Source organism: Sphingobium sp. UBA5915 (genome assembly GCF_002431195.1).
Classification (GTDB): Bacteria; Pseudomonadota; Alphaproteobacteria; order Sphingomonadales; family Sphingomonadaceae; genus Sphingobium; species Sphingobium soli.
In genome coordinates this window covers 1-20,525 of the sequence record NZ_DJDV01000056.1, presented here as the reverse complement: position 1 = coordinate 20,525, position 20,525 = coordinate 1, and the positions used below count along the sequence as shown (strand labels likewise).

At 63.1% G+C, this 20,525-nt stretch carries 25 protein-coding genes; 10 read left to right on the top strand and 15 right to left on the bottom strand.

Annotated elements, in window-relative coordinates:
• Positions 1-717, top strand: a complete 717-nt coding sequence (locus tag B2V90_RS08905) for a dienelactone hydrolase family protein (protein WP_228220837.1) — start codon at positions 1-3, stop codon at positions 715-717.
• 18 nt (positions 718-735) lie between these two features.
• Here B2V90_RS08905 and B2V90_RS08900 read toward each other — a convergent pair whose 3' ends face one another.
• Together B2V90_RS08900 and B2V90_RS08895 are read right to left on the bottom strand one after the other, a co-directional pair.
• A complete protein-coding gene (locus tag B2V90_RS08900; protein ID WP_228220836.1) occupies positions 736-1,866 on the bottom strand; it encodes a M14 family metallopeptidase in 1,131 nt (376 codons plus the stop codon).
• Positions 1,863-2,456 carry a hypothetical protein gene (locus B2V90_RS08895; protein WP_009822270.1) on the bottom strand — a complete coding sequence of 198 codons (594 nt, stop codon included), beginning with the start codon at positions 2,454-2,456 and terminating at the stop codon, positions 1,863-1,865. The genes B2V90_RS08900 and B2V90_RS08895 overlap by 4 nt, the downstream gene beginning before the upstream one ends.
• 201 nt (positions 2,457-2,657) lie before the next feature.
• Here B2V90_RS08895 and ykgO point away from each other — a divergent pair, with 201 nt between their 5' ends.
• On the top strand, positions 2,658-2,783 hold the full coding sequence (gene ykgO / locus B2V90_RS08890) for a type B 50S ribosomal protein L36 (RefSeq protein ID WP_004210176.1): 126 nt from the start codon (positions 2,658-2,660) through the stop codon (positions 2,781-2,783).
• Positions 2,784-2,924: 141 nt separating this feature from the next.
• Here ykgO and pyk read toward each other — a convergent pair whose 3' ends face one another.
• A complete protein-coding gene (gene pyk / locus B2V90_RS08885) occupies positions 2,925-4,391 on the bottom strand; it encodes a pyruvate kinase (RefSeq protein ID WP_228220835.1) in 1,467 nt (488 codons plus the stop codon).
• 117 nt (positions 4,392-4,508) lie between these two features.
• Here pyk and B2V90_RS08880 point away from each other — a divergent pair, with 117 nt between their 5' ends.
• The 4 genes from B2V90_RS08880 (at position 4,509) to ruvC (ending at position 6,494) form a co-directional block, all read left to right on the top strand.
• Positions 4,509-4,808, top strand: coding sequence for a DUF1244 domain-containing protein (locus tag B2V90_RS08880; RefSeq protein WP_228220834.1), 300 nt, complete (start codon positions 4,509-4,511; stop codon positions 4,806-4,808).
• A 56-nt stretch (positions 4,809-4,864) separates the two neighbouring features.
• Positions 4,865-5,107: a DUF2312 domain-containing protein gene (locus B2V90_RS08875; protein WP_009822273.1), complete on the top strand. Its 243-nt coding sequence runs from the start codon at positions 4,865-4,867 to the stop codon at positions 5,105-5,107.
• A gap of 111 nt (positions 5,108-5,218) precedes the next feature.
• A complete protein-coding gene (locus B2V90_RS08870) occupies positions 5,219-5,962 on the top strand; it encodes a YebC/PmpR family DNA-binding transcriptional regulator (RefSeq protein ID WP_228220833.1) in 744 nt (247 codons plus the stop codon).
• 40 nt (positions 5,963-6,002) lie between these two features.
• The gene (gene ruvC / locus B2V90_RS08865) at positions 6,003-6,494 is read left to right on the top strand and encodes a crossover junction endodeoxyribonuclease RuvC (RefSeq protein ID WP_228220832.1); all 492 of its coding nucleotides are present in this window, start codon (positions 6,003-6,005) and stop codon (positions 6,492-6,494) included.
• Between the two features lie 30 nt (positions 6,495-6,524).
• Here the strand turns inward: ruvC and B2V90_RS08860 are convergent, their stop codons facing one another.
• Positions 6,525-6,803 (bottom strand): DUF2218 domain-containing protein, encoded by a 279-nt coding sequence (locus tag B2V90_RS08860; protein WP_228220831.1) that lies wholly within the window; start codon positions 6,801-6,803, stop codon positions 6,525-6,527.
• Between the two features lie 3 nt (positions 6,804-6,806).
• Entirely contained in the window at positions 6,807-7,460 is a 654-nt protein-coding gene (locus tag B2V90_RS08855) for a PadR family transcriptional regulator (RefSeq protein WP_293920904.1), read from the bottom strand.
• A 259-nt stretch (positions 7,461-7,719) separates the two neighbouring features.
• On the opposite strand from B2V90_RS08855, the gene B2V90_RS08850 reads away from it, so the two are divergent.
• Complete coding sequence (locus B2V90_RS08850) at positions 7,720-8,982, top strand: HD-GYP domain-containing protein (RefSeq protein ID WP_228220830.1); 1,263 nt, start codon at positions 7,720-7,722, stop codon at positions 8,980-8,982.
• A 51-nt stretch (positions 8,983-9,033) separates the two neighbouring features.
• Here the strand turns inward: B2V90_RS08850 and grpE are convergent, their stop codons facing one another.
• The 3 genes from grpE to B2V90_RS08835 are packed head-to-tail and all read right to left on the bottom strand — an operon-like array spanning position 9,034 to position 11,178.
• Positions 9,034-9,588 carry a nucleotide exchange factor GrpE gene (gene grpE, locus B2V90_RS08845; protein WP_228220829.1) on the bottom strand — a complete coding sequence of 185 codons (555 nt, stop codon included), beginning with the start codon at positions 9,586-9,588 and terminating at the stop codon, positions 9,034-9,036.
• Positions 9,585-10,628, bottom strand: coding sequence for a heat-inducible transcriptional repressor HrcA (gene hrcA, locus B2V90_RS08840; RefSeq protein WP_009822280.1), 1,044 nt, complete (start codon positions 10,626-10,628; stop codon positions 9,585-9,587). The genes grpE and hrcA overlap by 4 nt, the downstream gene beginning before the upstream one ends.
• 40 nt (positions 10,629-10,668) lie before the next feature.
• Positions 10,669-11,178 carry a DUF6438 domain-containing protein gene (locus B2V90_RS08835; RefSeq protein WP_228220828.1) on the bottom strand — a complete coding sequence of 170 codons (510 nt, stop codon included), beginning with the start codon at positions 11,176-11,178 and terminating at the stop codon, positions 10,669-10,671.
• Between the two features lie 146 nt (positions 11,179-11,324).
• Here B2V90_RS08835 and rph point away from each other — a divergent pair, with 146 nt between their 5' ends.
• Both rph and rdgB read left to right on the top strand, forming a co-directional pair.
• The gene (gene rph / locus B2V90_RS08830) at positions 11,325-12,041 is read left to right on the top strand and encodes a ribonuclease PH (RefSeq protein ID WP_228220827.1); all 717 of its coding nucleotides are present in this window, start codon (positions 11,325-11,327) and stop codon (positions 12,039-12,041) included.
• 91 nt (positions 12,042-12,132) lie between these two features.
• Positions 12,133-12,762: an RdgB/HAM1 family non-canonical purine NTP pyrophosphatase gene (gene rdgB / locus B2V90_RS08825; protein WP_228220826.1), complete on the top strand. Its 630-nt coding sequence runs from the start codon at positions 12,133-12,135 to the stop codon at positions 12,760-12,762.
• 4 nt (positions 12,763-12,766) lie between these two features.
• On the opposite strand, the gene B2V90_RS08820 is transcribed toward rdgB, so the two are convergent.
• Positions 12,767-13,573 carry a hypothetical protein gene (locus B2V90_RS08820; protein ID WP_228220825.1) on the bottom strand — a complete coding sequence of 269 codons (807 nt, stop codon included), beginning with the start codon at positions 13,571-13,573 and terminating at the stop codon, positions 12,767-12,769.
• Between the two features lie 22 nt (positions 13,574-13,595).
• On the bottom strand, positions 13,596-13,730 hold the full coding sequence (locus B2V90_RS08815; protein ID WP_266103018.1) for a hypothetical protein: 135 nt from the start codon (positions 13,728-13,730) through the stop codon (positions 13,596-13,598).
• Here B2V90_RS08815 and hemW point away from each other — a divergent pair.
• Positions 13,717-14,898, top strand: coding sequence for a radical SAM family heme chaperone HemW (hemW, locus tag B2V90_RS08810; RefSeq protein ID WP_293920899.1), 1,182 nt, complete (start codon positions 13,717-13,719; stop codon positions 14,896-14,898). The genes B2V90_RS08815 and hemW overlap by 14 nt on opposite strands.
• Before the next feature lie 7 nt (positions 14,899-14,905).
• On the opposite strand, the gene B2V90_RS08805 is transcribed toward hemW, so the two are convergent.
• The 5 genes from B2V90_RS08805 to B2V90_RS08785 all read right to left on the bottom strand — a co-directional run.
• Positions 14,906-15,424 (bottom strand): tetratricopeptide repeat protein, encoded by a 519-nt coding sequence (locus B2V90_RS08805; RefSeq protein ID WP_293920897.1) that lies wholly within the window; start codon positions 15,422-15,424, stop codon positions 14,906-14,908.
• A 92-nt stretch (positions 15,425-15,516) separates the two neighbouring features.
• Positions 15,517-16,692: an RsmB/NOP family class I SAM-dependent RNA methyltransferase gene (locus B2V90_RS08800; RefSeq protein WP_228220822.1), complete on the bottom strand. Its 1,176-nt coding sequence runs from the start codon at positions 16,690-16,692 to the stop codon at positions 15,517-15,519.
• A gap of 101 nt (positions 16,693-16,793) precedes the next feature.
• Positions 16,794-18,251 (bottom strand): IMP dehydrogenase, encoded by a 1,458-nt coding sequence (guaB, locus tag B2V90_RS08795; protein ID WP_228220821.1) that lies wholly within the window; start codon positions 18,249-18,251, stop codon positions 16,794-16,796.
• 199 nt (positions 18,252-18,450) lie between these two features.
• The gene (gene lpdA / locus B2V90_RS08790) at positions 18,451-19,851 is read right to left on the bottom strand and encodes a dihydrolipoyl dehydrogenase (RefSeq protein ID WP_228220820.1); all 1,401 of its coding nucleotides are present in this window, start codon (positions 19,849-19,851) and stop codon (positions 18,451-18,453) included.
• 139 nt (positions 19,852-19,990) lie between these two features.
• A partial coding sequence (locus tag B2V90_RS08785; protein WP_293920893.1) for a 2-oxo acid dehydrogenase subunit E2 occupies positions 19,991-20,525 on the bottom strand: 535 nt, incomplete at its 5' end.

Below are 20,525 nucleotides of genomic sequence, written 5' to 3'. Positions count from 1 at the left end.
ATGACCATTACGCGCGAATCGCTTGTTCACGAGATTGACGGGGAGCCGTTCGAACATATGGTCGTGGCCGATCCCAAGGCTGGTCGGCGCCCTGGCGTCCTGCTCTTTCCCAATGTGCTCGGCGCCAAGGACGCGGATTTCGCCTATGCCCAAAGGGTGGCAGAGCTTGGCTACAACCTGCTGGTTGTCGACCTGTACGGACAGGGCAAGCGCACCACCCGGACGGAACCGGACGCAGCCCGCTACATGAATGCGTTACGGGACGATCGCGCGGTGCTGCGCGACCGGGTCAACGCGGCACATATGGTGCTCAAGGGGCTGGACATGGTGGACGCGGACCGGACGGCGGCTATCGGTTTCTGCTTCGGCGGCCTGTGCGTCCTCGACCTGGCGCGCAGCGGCGCGGACATTGCGGGCGGCGTGAGCTTCCATGGCGTCTATGATCCGCCGCCCTTCCCCAATGCCGCCATCAGCGCAAAACTGCTCGTCTGCCATGGCTGGGACGACCCGATCGCCCCTCCCGATGCGACGATGGGGCTTGCCCGTGAACTGACGGAAGCCGGATGCGACTGGCAAATCCATGCCTATGGCCATACCGGCCATGCCTTCACCGACGAATCGGCCAACATGCCTGACAAGGGCTTGGCCTACAGCCCCGCCGCCGACCGGCGGAGCTTCCAGGCGATGACGAATTTCCTGTCTGAGCTGTTCGACTGACGCGCCAACGCGCATCCGTCACAGATCGTCGATCATCTCCGCCAGCACGGCCAGGCAATCCTTGGCCAATTGCATCGACCGGGCCGGCGACCAGCCATAATCGGCGTCGGGCAGGTCGTCATTGTCCTTGAAGGGCATTTCCAGCGTCATCGCGACAGCGCCGAACCGCTCCGCCACCTGATTGGTGGACATGGACAGATTGGCCTTGCCCGCGCCGGCAACCGGATAGCCCCGCCGCGTCTGAAAATCGGGCGTGCGTTGCGCCAGCGTGTCACGATAGCGATGATAGAGCTGCGATTGACGCTCGGTGATGGAAGGAATGCCGTCAAAGCCCGCGATGAAAACGGCGGGTATCGCCTCGTCGCCATGGACGTCCATCGCGAAATGGACGCCGCTTTCATCCATGGCATTGCGCACCAGCAGCACTTCCGGGCTTCGTTCCGCGCTGGGTTCGTGCCATTCGCGGTTGAGGTTGACGCCAGCCGCATTGGTGCGCAGATGCCCGCGCCGGCTGCCGTCTGGGTTCATGTTGGGGACAAGATGGATCGTCGCCTTCTGCCGCAACAAGCGCGCGACGGCGTCTTCTTCGTCGCACAATCGTTCCAGCGCGCCTTCCATCCACCATTGCGCCATGGTTTCGCCCGGATGCTGGCGGGCATAGAGCCACAGCTGCTTGGGCCCATCGCCCAGCGTCAGCATGTCCATCGGTTGCCCGTCCAGCGTCAGACCCAATTCGCGATGAACCACGCCCGGCTGCCCTGCCGCCCAGGCGATCAGGTCGTGGTGGCGCTCCATCGAATAGGGCGCGAAATAGGCGATCCACACGGCATTGCTATCGGGCGTCAGGCGGATGGTGAGCGTGCCGTCGGCATAGCTGGTGTCGGCAAGAAACCAGTTTTCGCGATCTTCGCTGACGCGGGCGCAATAGCCGGGCCAGCCATCGGGATAGGCCGACCGCGCGCCGTTGACGATGGCCAGTTCCACATCCTGCCCCGCCGCGTTGGCCAGGCGGAAATGGAACCACTGGTAAAAATCGCTCTGATGATCGGTGACGATCTCCAGTTCGGCGCGCGGGCCTGACGCCGTGTCGGTGATGGAAAGGACGCGAATGTTGCCGCTATCGAAAGCGCTGGAAATGCTGATGCTCATTTGACCGTTATAGTGCGCCCGGATTCGCCAGGATAGCCCCTGATCAACGCACTGGCGAGCTTCTGTGCGGCGGCGGCGGGTTGCGCCTCGGCCGATCCCTGCTTGCCTTCGGTATAGGCGCGACCTTCCCAGATCGTCGTCGAATCGGATCGCCGGCGCAATTGCACGTGCAACTCGGTCGTCACGATATCCTTGGGCTTGCCGGACAGGTTGATGCCAACGCCCAGCCCCAGGCCGGAATAGCCACCGCTGCCAACGCCGCCGCCAACACCCACGCTCACTGGCCGGCCGCTGCGATCGACGCCGCCGGGCCGGAAGCTGCGGCGAAAGTTGACGAGCGCGACATAGTCGCTGCTGGCGCCCTCTGGCACGGGTTCAAAGCCCACCTGCGCAAACTGCTGCTGCACCGACGCGGCATAGGTGCGAAACTCCAGGCTGACATCGGGATTGCCAGGCATTTCTTCCACGGCGATCGTGCCGGATCGCGCCGGATTGTCGATGTGAAAGCGCGTCACTTCCACCGGCGGAACGGTCGCACAGGCGGCGAGCGGCAAAGCTAGAATGGCGGCAATCAGGGGACGCTTCGACATGACTTCACTCCAACGGGCATGTGCCGGATAGACGGCGCGACGGGTCTAATCCCCTCTCAACGCGTAAAGCCACGAAGTTGCTGCATCGACGATGAACAGGGGTAAAAATGGGCGCATCGCGCTTGACTTTGCGCGCCCCGGCCCATAGGGGCAGCGCTTCGAAATTCAGACCGAAACCAGATTCATCAAAGGCCGACTGCCATGAAGATCCGCAACTCGCTCAAGTCGCTCAAGGGCCGCCACCGGGACAACCGCGTGATCCGTCGTCGCGGCCGCACCTATGTCATCAACAAGACCAATCGTCGCTTCAAGGCTCGCCAGGGCTAAACGACGATCGTCGCTTCCTTTTGGAAGCTGCGTAACGAATTATGAAAGGCGCCCGGTCGATGATCGGGCGCCTTTTCGCGTTGCCAAAGCCGATGGCAGCGCTTGGGTTCCGGCAAGACCCTCTCGCCAGAACCCAAAGCATCAGAAGGATGGCGATTCGTCGCGGCCCTTGAGCTCGTCGCCGCGAATGGCCGCGACATGCAGGACGTTCGTCGATCCTGGCGTGCCAAAGGGAACGCCGGCCAGCACGACGATCTTGCCGCCCTTTTCGGACATGCCATGACGCAGCGCCATCCGCCGGGCCTTGCCGATCATCTCCTCGAAATTGCCGATATCCTTGGTGCGAACGGCATGGACCCCCCAGGTCAGGCCGAGCTTGCGCGCCGTGTCCGATCGCGGCGTCAGCGCCAGGATGGACGCCGATGGCCGCTCGCGCGCGACCCGGCGGACGGTGCTGCCCGATGAGGTGAAGCAGGTGATAGCGCTGGCGCCCATGACCGAGACAATGCTGCTCGCCGCTTCGGCCAAGGCGTCGGCGGTGGTTGGATCGGGCCGCGTCTCCGTGAAGTGCAAACGCGCCAGATAGCCCGGATCGCGCTCGACGCTGTGGGCGATACTGTCCATCATCGTGACCGCTTCGACGGGCCAGTCGCCAGCTGCCGTCTCGGCCGACAGCATGATCGCGTCGGCACCATCATAGACCGCCGTTGCGACGTCGGACACTTCGGCGCGGGTCGGCGATGGCGACTTGATCATTGATTCGAGCATCTGGGTCGCGACAACCACCGGCCGTCCCAGCGTGCGCGCTGTGGCGACAATCTGTTTCTGAAGCGGCGGCACGGCCTGCGGCGGCAGTTCGACGCCCAGGTCGCCACGCGCCACCATCACGCCATCGGCCAGTTCGATAATCTCTTCCAGCCGCTGCACGGCGGAGGGCTTTTCGATTTTCGCCATGAGCGCGCCATGACCGCCCATCAGCTTGCGCGCTTCGGCGAGGTCTTCGGGTCGTTGCACGAAACTGAGCGCGATCCAGTCGCAGCCCTGCTCCACCGCGAAGCTCAGGTCACGGCGATCCTTGTCCGTCAGCGCGGGCACCGGCACGACCACGTCCGGTACATTGACGCCCTTGCGATTGGACAGGGTGCCGCCGACTTCGACGATGGTGTCGATGCGATCGTCGCTGACCGCCTTCACCCGAAGGACCAGCTTGCCATCGTCGAGCAGCAGCCGCGTTTCCGGAACCAGCGCCGCGTAGATTTCAGGGTGGGGAAGATTGACGCGCCGGCCATCGCCAGGCGTTTCGTCCTGATCCAGCACGAAGGCAGCACCCTTTTCCAGGATGGCAAGGCCCTTTTCGAAGGTGCCGACGCGCAGCTTTGGCCCCTGAAGGTCGCCTAATATCGTAGTCGGCCGGTTGAATTCCTTTTCCAGCGCGCGGATGGAGGCAATGCGCGCGGCATGATCCTCATGCGTGCCATGGCTCATATTGATGCGGAAGGCGTCGGCCCCGGCGACGAAAAGCGCCCGGATCATTTCGGGCGTATCACTCGCGGGGCCAAGGGTTGCCAGAATGCGCACCTTTCGCGAGCGGGGCGGTAACTTAGTCATGTCTTCTCCTGACCGTCATGATCGCGCCGGGCCTGACCCTTGGCCTTGCCAGCGCGTCGTTATGGGTTATCCGTGCTGCACGACAGGATGATGTAGTTTCAGCGAAAAGGATCGCCGATGGCCGACACCATACTCACCGATGCGGTTGCCGCAACCGCCTTCCGACGCCTGGTGGCGCATTTGCAGCACCGGACCGACGTGCAGAATATCGACCTGATGGGGGCAGCGGGCTTCTGCCGCAACTGCCTGGCCGACTGGGTGGCGCAGGCGCATGGCGACGTGACCCGGGATGAAGCGCGCGAGATCATCCACGGCATGCCCTTTGCCCAGTGGAAGGCGCAGCATCAGGGCGAAGCCACGCCCGACCAGATCGCAAAGATGCAGGAGAGTGTGGCGAAGAACGCCGACACCCATTAGAGGCGAGCGCCAATCCGATTCTTTCGACCGATTCACATTCACATATGGAGAACCCCATGAGCGAGGGCAATGTTGCCGCCGATCAGCTACGCCTTTTCATCGAGCGCATCGAGCGGTTGGAAGAGGAAAAGAAGGGCATCGGCGACGATATCAAGGACGTCTATCTGGAGGCAAAGGCCAATGGATATGACGGCAAGATCATGCGCCAGATCGTCCGCTTGCGGAAGATGCAGCCGCATGACCGGCAGGAAATGGAGGCTATCCTCCAGACCTACCTCGCCGCGCTGGGGATGGAGTAACTTTTCCCCCGGGCCTGTCCGGACCGGCACGAGCGCCTGCGACATTGCAGGATCGGGGCGCGCTCGTTAGAGAGCGCGCTTCGGATCATAGATATTATCGGGAGAAAGGCCGTGGCCGGCCATTCCAAATTCAAGAACATCATGCATCGCAAGGGCGCGCAGGACAAGAAGCGGTCCTCGATGTTCTCCAAGCTGAGCCGGGAAATCACTGTCGCAGCCAAGATGGGCATGCCCGACCCGGACATGAACCCACGCCTGCGCCTGGCCGTCAATGCCGCCAAGGCGCAGTCGATGCCAAAAGACAATATCCAGCGCGCGATCGACAAGGCGTCGGGCGGCGACATGGAGAATTATGAGGAAGTGCGCTACGAGGGCTATGGTCCGGGCGGCGTTGCTATCATCGTCGAGGCGTTGACTGACAACCGCAACCGCACCGCCACCAACGTCCGCACCGCCTTTTCCAAAAATGGCGGCAATCTGGGCGCATCGGGCGCGGTTAGCCATGGCTTCGAACATCTCGGCCTCATCACCTATCCGGCCAGCGCGGGCGATGCCGATGCTGTATTCGAAGCGGCGCTGGAAGCAGGCGCTGACGATGTGTCCTCCAACGAGGACGAGCACGAAATCTGGACCGCGATGGACGCGCTGCACGAAGTCACCAAGGCGCTGGAAGCCAAGCTGGGCGAGGCGGACGGCGCCAAGCTCGCCTGGAGGCCGACCACTACGGTCGAGGTCGACGAGAGCAATGCCGGCACGCTGATGAAGCTGGTCGACACGCTGGAAGATGATGACGACGTCCAGACTGTCTGGGGCAATTATGAAGTGTCGGATGACGTGATGGAGAAGCTGGGCTGAGACGCCCCGCCGCCGTCCCTATCCGAACCGCCCCTGCATCATGATCCTGCTCGGTCTCGACCCCGGCCTTGGCACGACCGGTTGGGGCCTGATCGCGGCCGATGGAAATCGCCTAACTCATATCGGCAATGGTCAGATCAAGACCGACGCGGCCATGGCGCTGGCGACACGTTTGCTGGCGATCGACTTGGCGCTCACCGACCTGATCCTGGAGCACCGCCCCGATGGCGCGGCGGTCGAGGAGGTGTTCGTCAACGTCAATCCGCAATCCACCTTGAAGCTGGGACAGGCGCGCGGCGTGGTTCTGCTCGCCGCGTCGCGATCGGGCATGGAGGTGGGCGAATATGCCGCGCGGCTGGTCAAGAAGTCCGTCGTCGGTGTCGGAAACGCATCGAAGGACCAGGTCCATGCCATGGTTCAGCGCCTGCTGCCGGGGGCGAGGATTGCAGGGCCTGATGCGGCCGACGCCTTGGCCGTTGCGATCACCCACGCCCATCATTTGGCAAGCGCGCGGCGGATTCCGCGCGGATAAGCCATGGGGGCGGCACGCCGCCCCTTTACTTCACTGCCAGTCGAAAGAGAGCGGCGCTTCGCGAAAGGCGAAGCGGTCGAGATGATCTGCAACGACCTGTTTGAAGCGGCCGACATCTGCTTCGGGACTAGGTTCCAGAGAGACAATCAGTACATCGGGCTGGGCCTCCATATGGATCGCCCCCATTGGGAAGGCGATATCCCCCCTATCCGTGTCAAACCGGACCTCGAACTTGTGGCTCCAATGTTTGCACAGTTGCTGGAGATAGCGGCTGGCGCTGGTGGTGGGGACGGTTGCGGTAATGGTCATGGGTCAGAGCCTTTCGATCTTGCTGGCGGCTTCGTCGATCAGGGCGGCAACGTCGAACATGGTCTGGTTGTCGGCCCCTTCCTTTTCAAGCCGTTGCTGGACGGCGAAGCGTAGATTGTGCATCGCGCGGCGGACAGGCGCCGGGTCGACGCGCTCCGCCCTGCGGGCGAGCTGGGCGAGCCGCTCCATCGCCTGATCGAGGGCGGCCTTTTCTTCCGCGAGCTTGGCATGGCCAGCGTCGGTGATAGCGAAGCGCTTGCGGCTGCTTTCGCCTGGCTGCTCTACGATCAATTCCATATCCGAAAGCAATGTGAGCGTGGGATAGACCACCCCCGGACTAGGCGCATAGACCTCTCCCGATAGCGCCTCGATCGCGCGGATGAGGTCGTAGCCATGACGCGGTTCGTCGGCGATCAGCTTGAGCAGGACCAGCCGCAGCGCATCATTTTCAAAAACCCGCCGGCGCCCGCCGCCGCCTCGTCCTCCTCCTCCTCCGCCGCCGCCGCGGCGAAGACCATGATGTCCAAATGTATCGCCGCCAAAGCCACCGGCATGGCCTTCGCGACCGCCGAAGCCGACACCGAATGAGACAGCTACGCCGGCATGGTTCCGCCTGCAACGAGTGCGACTGCGATCGGCCGTCGATAGAGTATGCATATTCCCAATCCTTATCTTGATAGGTCTAGATATATCTTTAATTTGCATGTCGTCAAGATGGAAGCGGCGAGTCAAGGGTTGCGAGGCTGCTCCATTAAGGGGTTTTTGACCGGCATGTGCTAAATCCTCCACTATTGGGAGGGCATATGATCGCCAAGCCGGACTGCTTGATCATTCGCAGCAGATGTTTGACCGTATGTGATCCGGCCTTTGCGCGGCTGACCGTTACCGCAGCCGCAGGCCGTTGGACTCGCCGCTGATGTACAAATCCATCCTCCGCGATCAGGTCCGGATCGGCATGTTCATTCATCGCTTCGAAGGATCATGGTTCAAGCACCCTTTCTGGCGAGGACGTTTCCTGCTTGTCGATGCAGATGACATGACGGCCATTGCTCAGAGCGGGATAGAGCGGCTGATCATCGACACGTCGAAGGGCTTTGATGTGGACGAACCGGCTTCTTTGAAGCCGGCTGGAATCATCGCTCCGGTGGCCGCGACCCCATCGCGCTCAACCAATCCCGTCGCCGTAAAGCCCGCGCGCGCCATTCGCCAGGATGACGGCCGGGAACGGGCACGGATCGAGGCCAGCCGCGTTGCCGACAGGTCCAAGAAGGTCATGCGCGAGATTTTCGATGCCGCCCGGCTAGGCAAGGCCGGGCAATGCGCCGCTGTGACGGCAGTAGTGGCGGATGTAACCACCATGATCGAGAAGAACCGTCAGGCGTTTCTCAAAGTGTTGCGTCTGAAATCCAAGGACGAATATACCTATCTGCACTCAGTCGCGGTCTGCGCCTTGATGATCAATCTTGGCCGGCAGATGAAATTGGACGAAGCGACGATAGCGGACCTGGGCACTGCTGGGTTGTTGCATGACATCGGCAAGATGCTGGTTCCCGACGCATTGCTTAACAAGGCCGGGCGGCTGACGGATGCCGAATTCAGCCTGATGCGCACGCATGCCGAGCGGGGCTTTGAGTTGCTGAAGGACATCGACGCCGTGCCGGAGTTGGCGCTGGACGTATGCCGTCACCACCATGAAAAAATCGATGGCAGCGGTTATCCCGAAAATCTTTCGGGCTCAGAGATCAGCCTCGCCGCCCGCATGGGGGCGATTTGCGACGTCTATGACGCGCTGACGTCCAACCGGGCGTATAAGGAAGCCTGGACACCGGTAGAGGCCATCACCCGAATGCAGAGCTGGGACGGGCATTTTGATCCGGCTTTGCTGTTCAGCTTTATGCAGAGCATCGACACCTATCCGGTCGGATTGATCGTGCAGCTACGATCGAACCGGATTGGCGTGGTGCTGGACAATGGCCGGCGCGCATCACGTCCAAAGGTTCTGGCCTTCTATTCCACGCGTGAGAAGGCGTGGATTGACAATGAGATCGTAATGATCGGGGAAACATTATCGCGCGACGCAATATTGGCGAACGTCGACCCTGCCGATTGGGGAATTTCGCAGAGCGACATCGACGCCATGCTGAATGGGCGGGCGACGAAGCGACAACTGGCAGGATAACGTTGCGCGTGCTCGCCTCCCCCTACCGATTGGAGCGGGAGGCCGAGCTTATCAGTCAGGCTTTTTGGCGACGCTGACCATGGCAGGGCGCAGCAGGCGGTCCTTGATCATATAACCGGCCTGCATTTCAACGAGAATAGTGCCCGGCTCCGCATCAGAGGACGGGACTTCCATCATTGCCTGATGCTTGTTGGGGTCGAGCGGTTGGCCGACCGATTCCAGCTTGGTGATGCCGTTGCGACCGAACACGCTTTCCAGCTCGCGCCCGGTGGCTTCCAGGCCCACGACCAGCCCCTTGAACTTCTCGTCGTCGCGCAGGTCAGCGGGAATGGCAGCAAGCGCGCGGCTCAAATTATCAGCCACCGACAGCATGTCGCGGGCAAAGGCAGTGGCGGCATAGGCGCGCGCGTCGGCCAGTTCCTTTTCCAGCCGCCGCCGCACATTCTGCGTATCAGCATGGGCATAGAGAATGTCCTGCTTGGCGGTCGCCAGCTCGGCTTCCAGAGCAGCGATGCGGTCGGCCGTGGCATCGCCAGAAGGCGCACCATCTTCGGGCAGGGCATCGACGACTTCGGTATTTTCCAGATTCTGATTGTCTTCGCTCATCTCATCAATCTCGACAGCGTCTGTGCAGTGAAGTCCACCATGGGGATCACTCGCGCATAGTTCAAGCGCGTGGGGCCGATCACGCCGACCACGCCGACGACCCGGCCATCCGCGCCACGATAGGGTGCGGCTATGACGGAAGAACCCGACAGGGAAAAGAGCTTGTTTTCCGACCCGATGAAGATTTTGGTCGCGCTGCCCGCCAGCGCGCCGCGCAGGAGGTCCATAATTTCCTGCTTGCCCTCCAACTGTTCGAGCAACTGGCGCGCGCGTTCGAGGTCGGCGGCGATGCTTTCATCGAGCAGGCGGGACTGCCCGCGCACGATCAGCACCGGACGATCATCAGCGTCGTGCGACCAGGTAGCGATGCCACGTTCCACCAGATCGCGAGCGGCCCGGTCGAGCGCGCCGCGATCCGCCTCCATTTCACGGCCAAGCGCCTCGCCCGCTTCGCGCAAGGTCAGGCCGACAAAACGCGCCGACATGAAATTCGCCGCTTCATTGAGCATGACCGGGCTGACGCCATCAGGCAGGTCGAGCACGCGATTTTCGACCGATCCATCCTGCCCGACGAGCACGGCCAGCGCCTGGCGCGCGTTCAGCGGCACGAAGCCGAACTGGCGCAGCACCGGTTCGCGTTTGGGCACCATGACGATGCCGGCGCAGGCAGACAGGCCGCTCAATGTAGCCGTGGCGGCGGACAAAGCCTCTTCGATCGGGCCGTTTTCCGTAATCCCGGCCTCGATCGCGCGCCGTTCCTCGATAGACGGTTCAGCCGCCTGCATCATGCCATCCACAAACAGTCGCAAACCCGTTTCGGTAGGCATCCGTCCGGCTGAAGTATGCGGCGCAGCAAGCAGGCCCAGCTCCTCCAAATCCTGCATGACATTGCGGATCGAGGCCGGCGACAGGCTCAAGGACGCCATCTTGCTGATCGTGCGCGAGCCCACGGGCAGACCCGTGCCTAGATAGCTTTCGACCACCAGGCGGAAAACATCGCGCGCGCGATCATTCAATTCAGAGATCGGGATAACCGACATAATCCTTATCTAAGCGCGGCAATCGCGCCGCTCAAGATCGTCACGGCGTTACCGCACGCGGGTTGAGCATGCGTTCGACGTCAAGAATCTTGGGCACGGACGCGATAGCGACCCTTAACTTGCCATAACGCGCGTCCATGCAGCCCGACTGGAATTCCAGCTTCGTCGACTCCTGGCCAGGCCGGCTCCATTCAACCTTATAGGCCGGCAGATCGGTGGCGAAGGTTTCGCAATTTTCGCCATGGGCGATGCGCTGCGTCGTGCCGGAGGGCGGGCGGTGCGGCGCCAGCGTGGTGACGAGCCGGCGATATTGCGCGCTGGACAGGGTGAAGCGGGTCGCGCCGGGGACGGAAGTGTTGCGTTCTGGCTCCAGCAGGCCAGAGCCATCGGGCGACACCTCCACCGTATAGGTCGGGCACGCACCGAAGCAGCGACCGGCGGTGAAGCGGATCACGTCGCCCGGCGCTTTTGGCGGCTCCAGCCCTTCCCTCTCCATTGTGCAGCCCGCCAGCAGAATCAGGCCGGCTGCGATCATGTTTTTCGTCGTCATGCCCCCTCTTATCGCCCAAATGGCGCGCTGGACACTGGCAAGTCGCGCCATCGACCGCTAAGCGACGTTGCAAGTGCGCTTTCTGGCGCATCGGCGGTGTCGGCCCGGCTGGGCGCGCCAGCCTGATCCATGCAAGGAGATTATCTATGCGTCCTTCCGGCCGCGCGCCCGACCAGATGCGCGACATCACCATGGAGCCCGGCTTCACCATCCATGCCGAGGGCAGCTGCCTGGTCAGCTTCGGCGATACCCGCGTGCTGTGCACCGCGTCGGTGGAGGAAAAGGTGCCGCCCTTCCTGCGCGGCAAGGGCTCAGGCTGGGTGACGGCAGAATATGGGATGCTGCCCCGCGCCACCCATACGCGCGGCAGCCGCGAGGCAGCCAAGGGCAAGCAGTCGGGTCGCACCCAGGAAATTCAGCGGCTGATCGGCCGCTCGCTGCGGACCGTGGTCGACTTGAAGGCCCTGGGCGAGCGGCAGATCGTGGTCGATTGCGACGTGATCCAGGCTGACGGCGGGACCCGCACGGCGGCCATTTCCGGCTCGTGGGTCGCGCTGCGCATTGCGGTCGACAAGCTGCTGGCTTCGGGCGCGCTCATGCAAGACCCGATCATCCAGAAGGTCGCGGCGATCAGCTGCGGCATCTACAATGGCACGCCCGTGCTCGACCTCGACTATGCCGAGGATAGCAACGCCGAGACGGACGCCAACCTGATCCTGACTGGCGACGGCAAGTTCGCCGAGGTACAAGCGACGGCCGAAGGCGCAGCCTATGACGAGGAAGAGTTATTGCGCCTGCTGCGCCTTGCCCGCATCGGCTGCGCCAAGATCTTTGCAGCGCAGGACGCGGCCACCGGGCGGTAAGCGCGTTCCCACGTTCGGTTCGAGCCTGTCGAGAACCAATGTCTTAAACCGCTTCTCGACAAGCTCGAAGTGAACGGAGATAGTAAAACTTATGAGCGACGATTTCGGACAGGAACAGGCGATCCGCAAATTGCTGCCAGGCAAGCTGGTGATCGCCAGTCATAATGCGGGCAAGGTGCACGAGATTGCGGCGCTGCTCGGCCCCTATGGCATTGAGCCGATTTCCGCCGGCGCGCTTGACCTGCCCGAACCGGAGGAAACCGGCACGACCTTCATCGCCAATGCGGAGTTGAAGGCGATGCAGGCGGCGGACTTGAGTGGCTTGCCCGCTCTGGCCGACGACAGCGGCCTATGTGTCGAGGCGCTGGGCGGCGATCCGGGACTTTTTTCGGCGCGCTGGGCGGGCCCGGACAAGGACTTCAACCTGGCGATGCAGAAGGTCTGGGACGGGATTGCGGCCAAAGGGCCTGATGCCGGCCATGATGCCCATTTCGTTTGCGCCCTCGCCCTTGCCTGGCCGGACGGTCATGTCGAAGCGTTCGAGGGTCGGGTCGATGGCACCATCGTCTGGCCGCCGCGCGGAGACAAGGGCTTTGGCTATGATCCGATGTTTCAGCCCCATGGGCATGACATCAGCTTTGGAGAAATGGACCCCGACGCCAAGCACGCCATGAGCCACCGCGCCCATGCCTTCGCTCAATTGGTGAAAGCGGTATTCTGAAGCGTCATTGCGCGGCTTTGAGGCGTGCAGAATCGATATGCCAGCGTCGCTGATCGGCGGTGGAGCCGTCGATATCATTGACCCGGCGCACAACATAGCTGCCGGCGAAGCGCTGATGAGAGCCATCCGCCAGGACGGCATTCACCTTCACGGGAATGGTTTGATAGACCGAGCCTGCGCCTGCATCGCCGGGCGTCAGGTGGCCGATCGTCACCTGTGTCGATCGGGTGTCGGCAAAGCCTGCCCGAAAACGAGCCAGCGACTGGTTCGGGGGACCGTCATTGCCCCACTGCCGCCAGGCGGTATCATAATCGCGGGCGTTCAGTGCGGCATAATAGCGTTTGACGACATTGGCGGCCGCTTCCATGCCTTTTGGATCAGGACCGCAGCCGGCCATCGGCTCTCCCTTTCCGTCAAACAGCGCGCAACTGCGGGCGATTTCATCCTGCATGATGGCGCAACTATTGGCGACGTTGCATGGCGGCCGGCTAGCGGGCGACACATTGCGGCATGTCTTTGCCAATCGCTCTGCCGCCGCCGTACCGATGTCTGCCGCACAGGATAAAGGCGTGCGATCCGCCGATGCAGCCGCAGTGATAGGCGACGAAGCAGCGTTAGCCGATTCCGGATCGAGCGAGGCGTCAGGCGCTGGCGCGCCGCCGCCCGCCGACACAGTTCCCGCGCCAACAGCGCCGGATGCGGCGTTATCGGCCCCTCCCGCCTGCGGATCGCCGGGTGCGCTGCACCCGGCCAAGGTGATCGCCATCGCGGTCAGAATGATTTGGGATGGACGCATCGCGGATCGGACCATGAGAGATTCTCCTTTGTAGCGATCAATGCGCACCCCGCCAGTAAGGTTCGATCGGCAGGTCGATGGTGGCAAAGCCAGGATAGACCGAATGGGCGCCGGCCCCTGCTGGCCCTGACGGGCATTCCCAGCTAAGGGCGGCGGCAATGCCGGACACCATATTTCTTCCCCCTGTCGCTTCCCCGACGACCGAGCCCTTGGCTCTCTATATCCATTGGCCCTTCTGCGTGTCCAAATGCCCCTATTGCGACTTCAACAGCCATGTGCGCGAAGGCATTGATGTCGATGCCTGGCGCGGCGCACTGCTGGCGGACATGGCGCATGAGGCGGCGCTGACCGGCGGGCGGCCGCTGACGTCGATTTTCTTTGGCGGCGGCACACCATCGCTGATGCCGCCCGCACTGGTCGCCGACCTGATCGCTGCGGCGGATCGCCAATGGGGCCTTGCGCCCGACAGTGAGATCACGCTGGAGGCCAATCCCAATTCGGTAGAGGCGGCGCGCTTTGCCGATCTGGCCGCGGCGGGCGTTAACCGGGTATCGCTGGGTTTGCAGGTGCTGGACAATGATGCGCTGCATTTCCTGGGGCGCGCGCATGATGTAGACGAAGGGCTGGCGGCGCTGGCAACGGCGCAACGCGTGTTCGACCGCGTGAGTTTCGACCTGATCTATGCGCGACCGGGACAGAGCGAGGCGGACTGGGAGGCCGAACTGGCGCGCGCGCTGGGCTTTGGCACAGGGCATCTCTCGCTCTATCAGCTGACGATTGAGCCAGGCACGCGCTTTGCGACGCTGGTGGCGCAGGGCAAGCTGACGCCTGCCGATCCTGATCATGGCGCGACTCTCTATGAATTGACGCAATCCATGACGGTTGCGGCGGGCATTCCCGCTTATGAGATCAGCAATCACGCCCGACCGGGTCAGGAAAGCCGACACAACCTTACCTACTGGCGCTACGGGGATTATGTCGGCATCGGACCGGGGGCACATGGGCGACGCACAGGCCAAGCGACGGTCCGCCACAAAAAGCCGGAAAACTGGATGAATGCCGTCGCGCGCAACGGTCATGGCGCGCAGGGCGAAGAGCCGCTGGCGGACGAGGATCGCGCGCGCGAGGCGCTGCTGATGGGAATGCGGCTGCGCGAAGGCGTCGACCTTCGCCGCATCGCGTCAGAATCGGGCATTACGATTTCGCAGCTGGTCGATGACCGGGCGGTCGCGCGACTGATGGAAATCGGACTGATGGACCGGCAGGAAAGCCATATTCAGGTCACGCCGGCCGGCATGTTGCTGCTGGACGCGATCCTGCCTGAAATCGTGACGATCTGACCCAGCGTCAGGGCTGTTCGGTGGCCTTGGCCTCAGGCGAGAGCACCGCGTCCTTGCTGGTCATGGCGACGGCGGGCGGTCCCTTCTGGATGGCGGCGGCCAAGTCCCCTACAGGTGCGCAATCGGCCTTGCAGAGCTTTTGCGCCTGCGCCAGCACCTCCTTGGCGCGGGCGACCGCACCTTTCTCCATCATCGCTTCGCCCTGCCCCGCCAACGCGACGACATCGGTCGGGTCGAGCAGCAAGGCTTCCTTATAAAGGCGGATCGCCTTGCCCTGAAGCCCCTGCGCCCGCGCGACTTCGGCGAGCGCCACATAGGCGGCGCGATTACGCGGATCGACCGCCAGCGCGCTTTCCAGCGCGTCGGTCGCGCCCTCCAGATTACCCGCTTTCCGCGCAGCCTCGCCGGCCTTTTGCCATTCGACCGACTGGGGGCTGATCTGACTGTCCGGCCGTTGGCTAAAGCCGACGCTGGACACAGTCGTCAGCAGGGCGGCAAGCGCGATCGAGGCGGGGGTGAAACGCATTATCTTCTCCAGCCATGTTTCAGGCGATGATTGCAGGCTCGGGTCCAAGGTCCAAGTGTCGCGAACTTGCACGGCTTTGTCCATGGGATGATTTACGCCTGACGCCGCAGCCGTGCGAAGTAGAAGCCGTCGCTGCCATCATGCCCCGGCGTCAACAGCAGCCCGTCGCCGTGCGCGCGCCCGACCGGCAGATCGATCGGTTCGGCGATCCAGCCCTCATGGCGACCAAGGAACGCCGCAACCTGATCACGCCCCTCCCGATCGACGAGCGCGCAGGTGGCGTAGACCAGCAGGCCGCCGGGCCGCACCAACGGCGCCGCGAAATCAAGGATGCGCGCCTGTTCGGCGATCAGTCGGTCCAAGCGCGCGGGGGTCAGGCGCCAGCGCGCCTCAGGATTGCGCCGCCAGGTGCCGGTTCCTGAACAGGGCGCGTCCACCAGCACCACGTCCGCCTGTTCCTGCAAGTGTGTAAGTCCCCGCGCCTCATGGCTCTGGTCCAGCAGCAGCGTGTCGATGAAGGTCGCGCCAGCGCGTTCCGCGCGCGGTTCCAGTCGCGCCAGACGCGACCGGATGGTGTCGGCCGCGATCAGCCTGCCCTGCCCCGCCATCGCCGCGGCCAGCGCCAGCGTCTTTCCACCCGCCCCGGCGCACAGGTCAACGACCGTCATGCCCGATCGCGCGTCGCAGGCGGCCGCGATCCACTGGCTGCCGGCATCCTGCACTTCGACAAGGCCGTCCTGCCACGCCGGATGCTGTTCGATCGGCCAGCCTTCGGGCAGGCGCAGCGCGTCGGGAAGGCCGGAAATGGCTCTGGCGTCCGGCAGCAGGGGCACGACCTGCGCTGGCGTGGCCCTGAGGCGATTGACGCGCAGATCGACCGGGGCGCGGCCCAGCAGCGCATCCTGCTCGATCGGCGCAGCGAGCAATGGCTGGAGCCAGCCGGGAACAGCGCTAGCCAGCGGCCCCGCCTCGCCCGGCTCGATCGGCAGCGGCGCGTGAGGCGACCCATCGAACAAGGCGGCGAGCGCCGGCTGGTCCTGCGTCAGACCGATCATTGCCGCCCGGCCCGTGTCCGGACGCTCGGCCGCGCGGCGGATCGCATCATAGACATGATCGCGCACGGCCCGGCGATCGCGCGACCCGGCATAGCGCCGTTCCTTGAAATAGCGGGCGATGAGGGTGTCGGCGGCAGGACCGCCATCGCGCGCAGCAGCGATGATGGCGTCCAGCAGCTCGATCGCAGCCTGGATGCGGGCGGAGGGTGTCATGCGTTACTCCACCTTATCCGTGCGCAAAAAGGGTCGGGAGATGCTCACTTTGCTCGTGCCCCACCCCCTGCCACTCCCTTGGAAGGGAGGGGAATGGACAATCAACGCGTCGGATAGTTGGGCGCTTCGCGGGTAATGGTGACGTCATGGACATGGCTTTCCGACAGGCCCGCATTGGTGATCTGCACGAAGCGGGCGCGCTCCTGCAAATCCTTGATCGTGCGGCTGCCGGTATAGCCCATCGCCGCCTTCACGCCGCCAACGAGCTGGTGAATGACATCCTTGGCTGGCCCCTTGAACGGCACCTGACCCTCAATCCCTTCGGGAACCAGCTTCATCTGGTCTTTGATATCCGCCTGGAAATAGCGGTCGGCGCTGCCGCGCGCCATCGCGCCGACGCTGCCCATGCCGCGATAGCTTTTATAAGCGCGGCCCTGATAGAGGAAGGTTTCGCCCGGCGCCTCAGCCGTGCCCGCCAGCAGTGATCCCACCATGACGCAGCCAGCGCCGGCTGCCAGCGCCTTGGCGACGTCGCCTGAGGTGCGCAAACCGCCGTCCGCGATGACAGGCACGCCATGCCTGGCGGCTTCCTCGGCCGAGTCCATGACCGCTGTAAGCTGTGGAACACCGACGCCGGCAACGACGCGGGTGGTGCAGATGGAACCCGGGCCGATGCCGACCTTTACGCAATCCGCGCCCGCGCCGATCAGCGCCCTGGTCGCCTCGGCGGTCGCGACATTGCCGGCGACCACCTGAACATGGTTGGACAGTTTCTTGACCGCTTCGACCGCGGCCGACACTTGCTTGCTATGGCCATGCGCAGTGTCGATGACGATGAGGTCGCATTCCGCATCGATCAACGCCTTGCTGCGCTCCAGACCGGTTTCACCCACGGTGGAGGCGGCAGCGACGCGCAGGCGGCCCGACGCGTCCTTCGTGGCCTGCGGATAGGTGACGGCTTTTTCGATATCCTTGACGGTGATGAGGCCAACGCAGTGATAGGCCTCGTCCACAACGAGCAGCTTTTCGATCCGGCGCTGGTGCAGCAACCGTTGCGCCTCGTCCTGGCTGACGCCGGCCTTGACGGTAGCGAGATTATCCTTCGTCATCAATTCGCTGACCAACTGAGCAGGATTTTCAGCGAACCGCACGTCGCGATGGGTGAGGATGCCGACCAGCTTGCCCGATTCCTCGACCACCGGAATGCCGCTGATCTTGTGCCGCTGCATCAGCATCTGCGCGTCGGCGAGCGTAGCGGTCGGCAGGATGGTGATGGGATTGACGACCATGCCGCTTTCGAACCGCTTCACCGCCCGGACGGCATCGGCCTGTTCCTCGACCGTCAGATTGCGGTGCAACACGCCAATCCCGCCCAGTTGCGCCATGACGATCGCCATGTCGGCTTCCGTCACCGTATCCATGGCCGACGACAGGATCGGGATGTTAAGCTTTATCCCGCGCGTGACCTGCGTGCTGGTATCGGCCTGGCTCGGCAACACATCGGATTCGGCGGGCTGCAACAGCACGTCGTCAAAGGTGAGGCCAAGGCGGATGTCCATGTGAAAGCCACTTTCTGCTGCGGGACGGCGGGCGCGCCCCATGGGGATTCGTGGCGGCCCATGTAACCACTTACCCCCCGAACGACCAGACCCTTTGGCAGATTATTGCACTGCGAAGGGCGGGATCGAGGGCTGATCCCCATATAGAAAAGGCCCCCGAATGGAGGCCTTTTCGCTTGGTCGACGGAATGCCGGCAGATCACATGTGGATGGGCTTGCCGGTCACGGCCATCGCCGCTTCCTTGATCGCTTCACTATGCGTGGGATGCGCATGGCAGGTATAGGCGATGTCTTCGCTCGACGCGCCGAATTCCATGGCTTGGACAGCCTGCGCGATCATCGTGCCGGCGGGCACCGCGATGATCCAGACGCCCAGAACCTTATCGGTTTCCGCATCGGCGATGATCTTCACAAAGCCTTCGGGCTCATGATTGGTCTTGGCCCGGCTGTTGGCCATCATCGGGAACTTGCCGACCTTGACCGCGCCCTTTTCCTTGGCGGCCTCTTCGGTAAGGCCCACGCCTGCGATTTCCGGCTTGGTGTAAACCACCGACGGAATGAGGTCATGGTTCACGATGCCGGTCATGCCCGCGATATTCTCGGCAACGGCGATGCCTTCATCCTCCGCCTTGTGCGCAAGCATTGGCCCCGGAACGACGTCGCCGATCGCCCATACGCCAGGCACCTTGGTCGCGAAGTCATGATCCGTCTCGATCTGACCGCGCTGGTTGACTTCCAGCCCGATCTTGTCGAGGCCAAGGCCTTCCGTGTTGGGCCGGCGACCGATCGACACGAGCACGACATCGGCCTCGATCGTTTCGGCTTCGCCGCCAGCGGCCGGCTCGACCGTGAGCCTGACCCCATCGCCCGCGACTTCCGCGCCCGTTACCTTGGTGCCAAGCTTGTATTCAAAGCCCTGCTTCTTGAAAATCTTGTTGGCTTCCTTGCGGACTTCGCCGTCCATGCCAGGCAGGATCTGATCGAGATATTCGACGACCGTCACCTTCGCCCCCAGGCGGCGCCAGACGCTGCCCATCTCAAGACCGATGACGCCGCCGCCGACGACCACCAGATGCCCGGGAACCTTGTCCAGTTCGAGCGCACCGGTGGAATCGACAATCTTGCCACCTGCATTATCGATCGTCACGCCGGGCAAAGGCGTGACCGAAGACCCGGTGGCAATGACGATATTCTTGGCCGTCACCTTTTCGCCACCGACTTCGACGCTGTTCGCACCGGTGAAGCTTGCAAGTCCCTTAAGCCAGGTGACCTTGTTCTTCTTGAACAGAAATTCGATGCCGCCGGTCAGCCCTTTGACCGCGTCGGTGCGCTGGCCCTGCATGGTAGCGAGGTCCAGACTCATCGCATCGATCTTGACGCCCAGCTTGGCCAGCATGCCATTGGCAGCCTCGTCATAGAGCTCCGAGGCGTGCAGCATCGCCTTGGACGGGATACAGCCAACATTGAGACAGGTGCCGCCCAGCGTCTCCCGGCTTTCCGCGCAAGCGGTCTTGAGGCCGAGCTGCGCTGCACGGATCGCTGCGACATAGCCGCCCGGCCCAGCGCCGATCACCAGAACGTCATAATCGAACTCTGCCATACCAATCTCCGTTCGCCCTTGGAGCGAGTTGCATGTCTCGCTCCAACCTGTCGAAGGGCATTACTTCTTCTTTGGTCCTTCTGAAAACAGAAAGGACAGGGCGTCGACAGGCGCAGCCCCAACGGACCAATGGCCGACCTTAAAGGTCGATCAGCAGGCGGGTGGGATCCTCAATCGCATTCTTCACAGCGACGAGGAACGTGACCGCTTCGCGACCGTCGATCAGGCGGTGATCGTAGCTCAGTGCGAGATACATCATCGGGCGGACGACAACCTGGCCATCGCGAACGACCGGGCGGTCCTCGATACGGTGGAGGCCAAGCACCGCGGACTGGGGCGGGTTGATGATGGGCGTCGACATCAGCGAACCGAACACGCCACCATTAGAGATAGTGAAGGTGCCGCCCTTCATATCTTCCATGGTGAGCTTGCCCTCCTTGGCCTTCTTGCCGAAGTCGCCGATGGTCCTTTCGATCTGCGCAACGCTCATGCTTTCGGCATTGCGGATGACCGGGACGACAAGGCCGGTGGGCGCGGATACCGCGACCGAGATGTCGGCAAAGTCGTTATAGACGATCTCGTCGCCCTCGATCTGACCGTTGACGCCAGGAATATCCTTGAGCGCCATACATACGGCCTTGGTGAAGAAGCCCATGAAGCCGAGCTTGACGCCG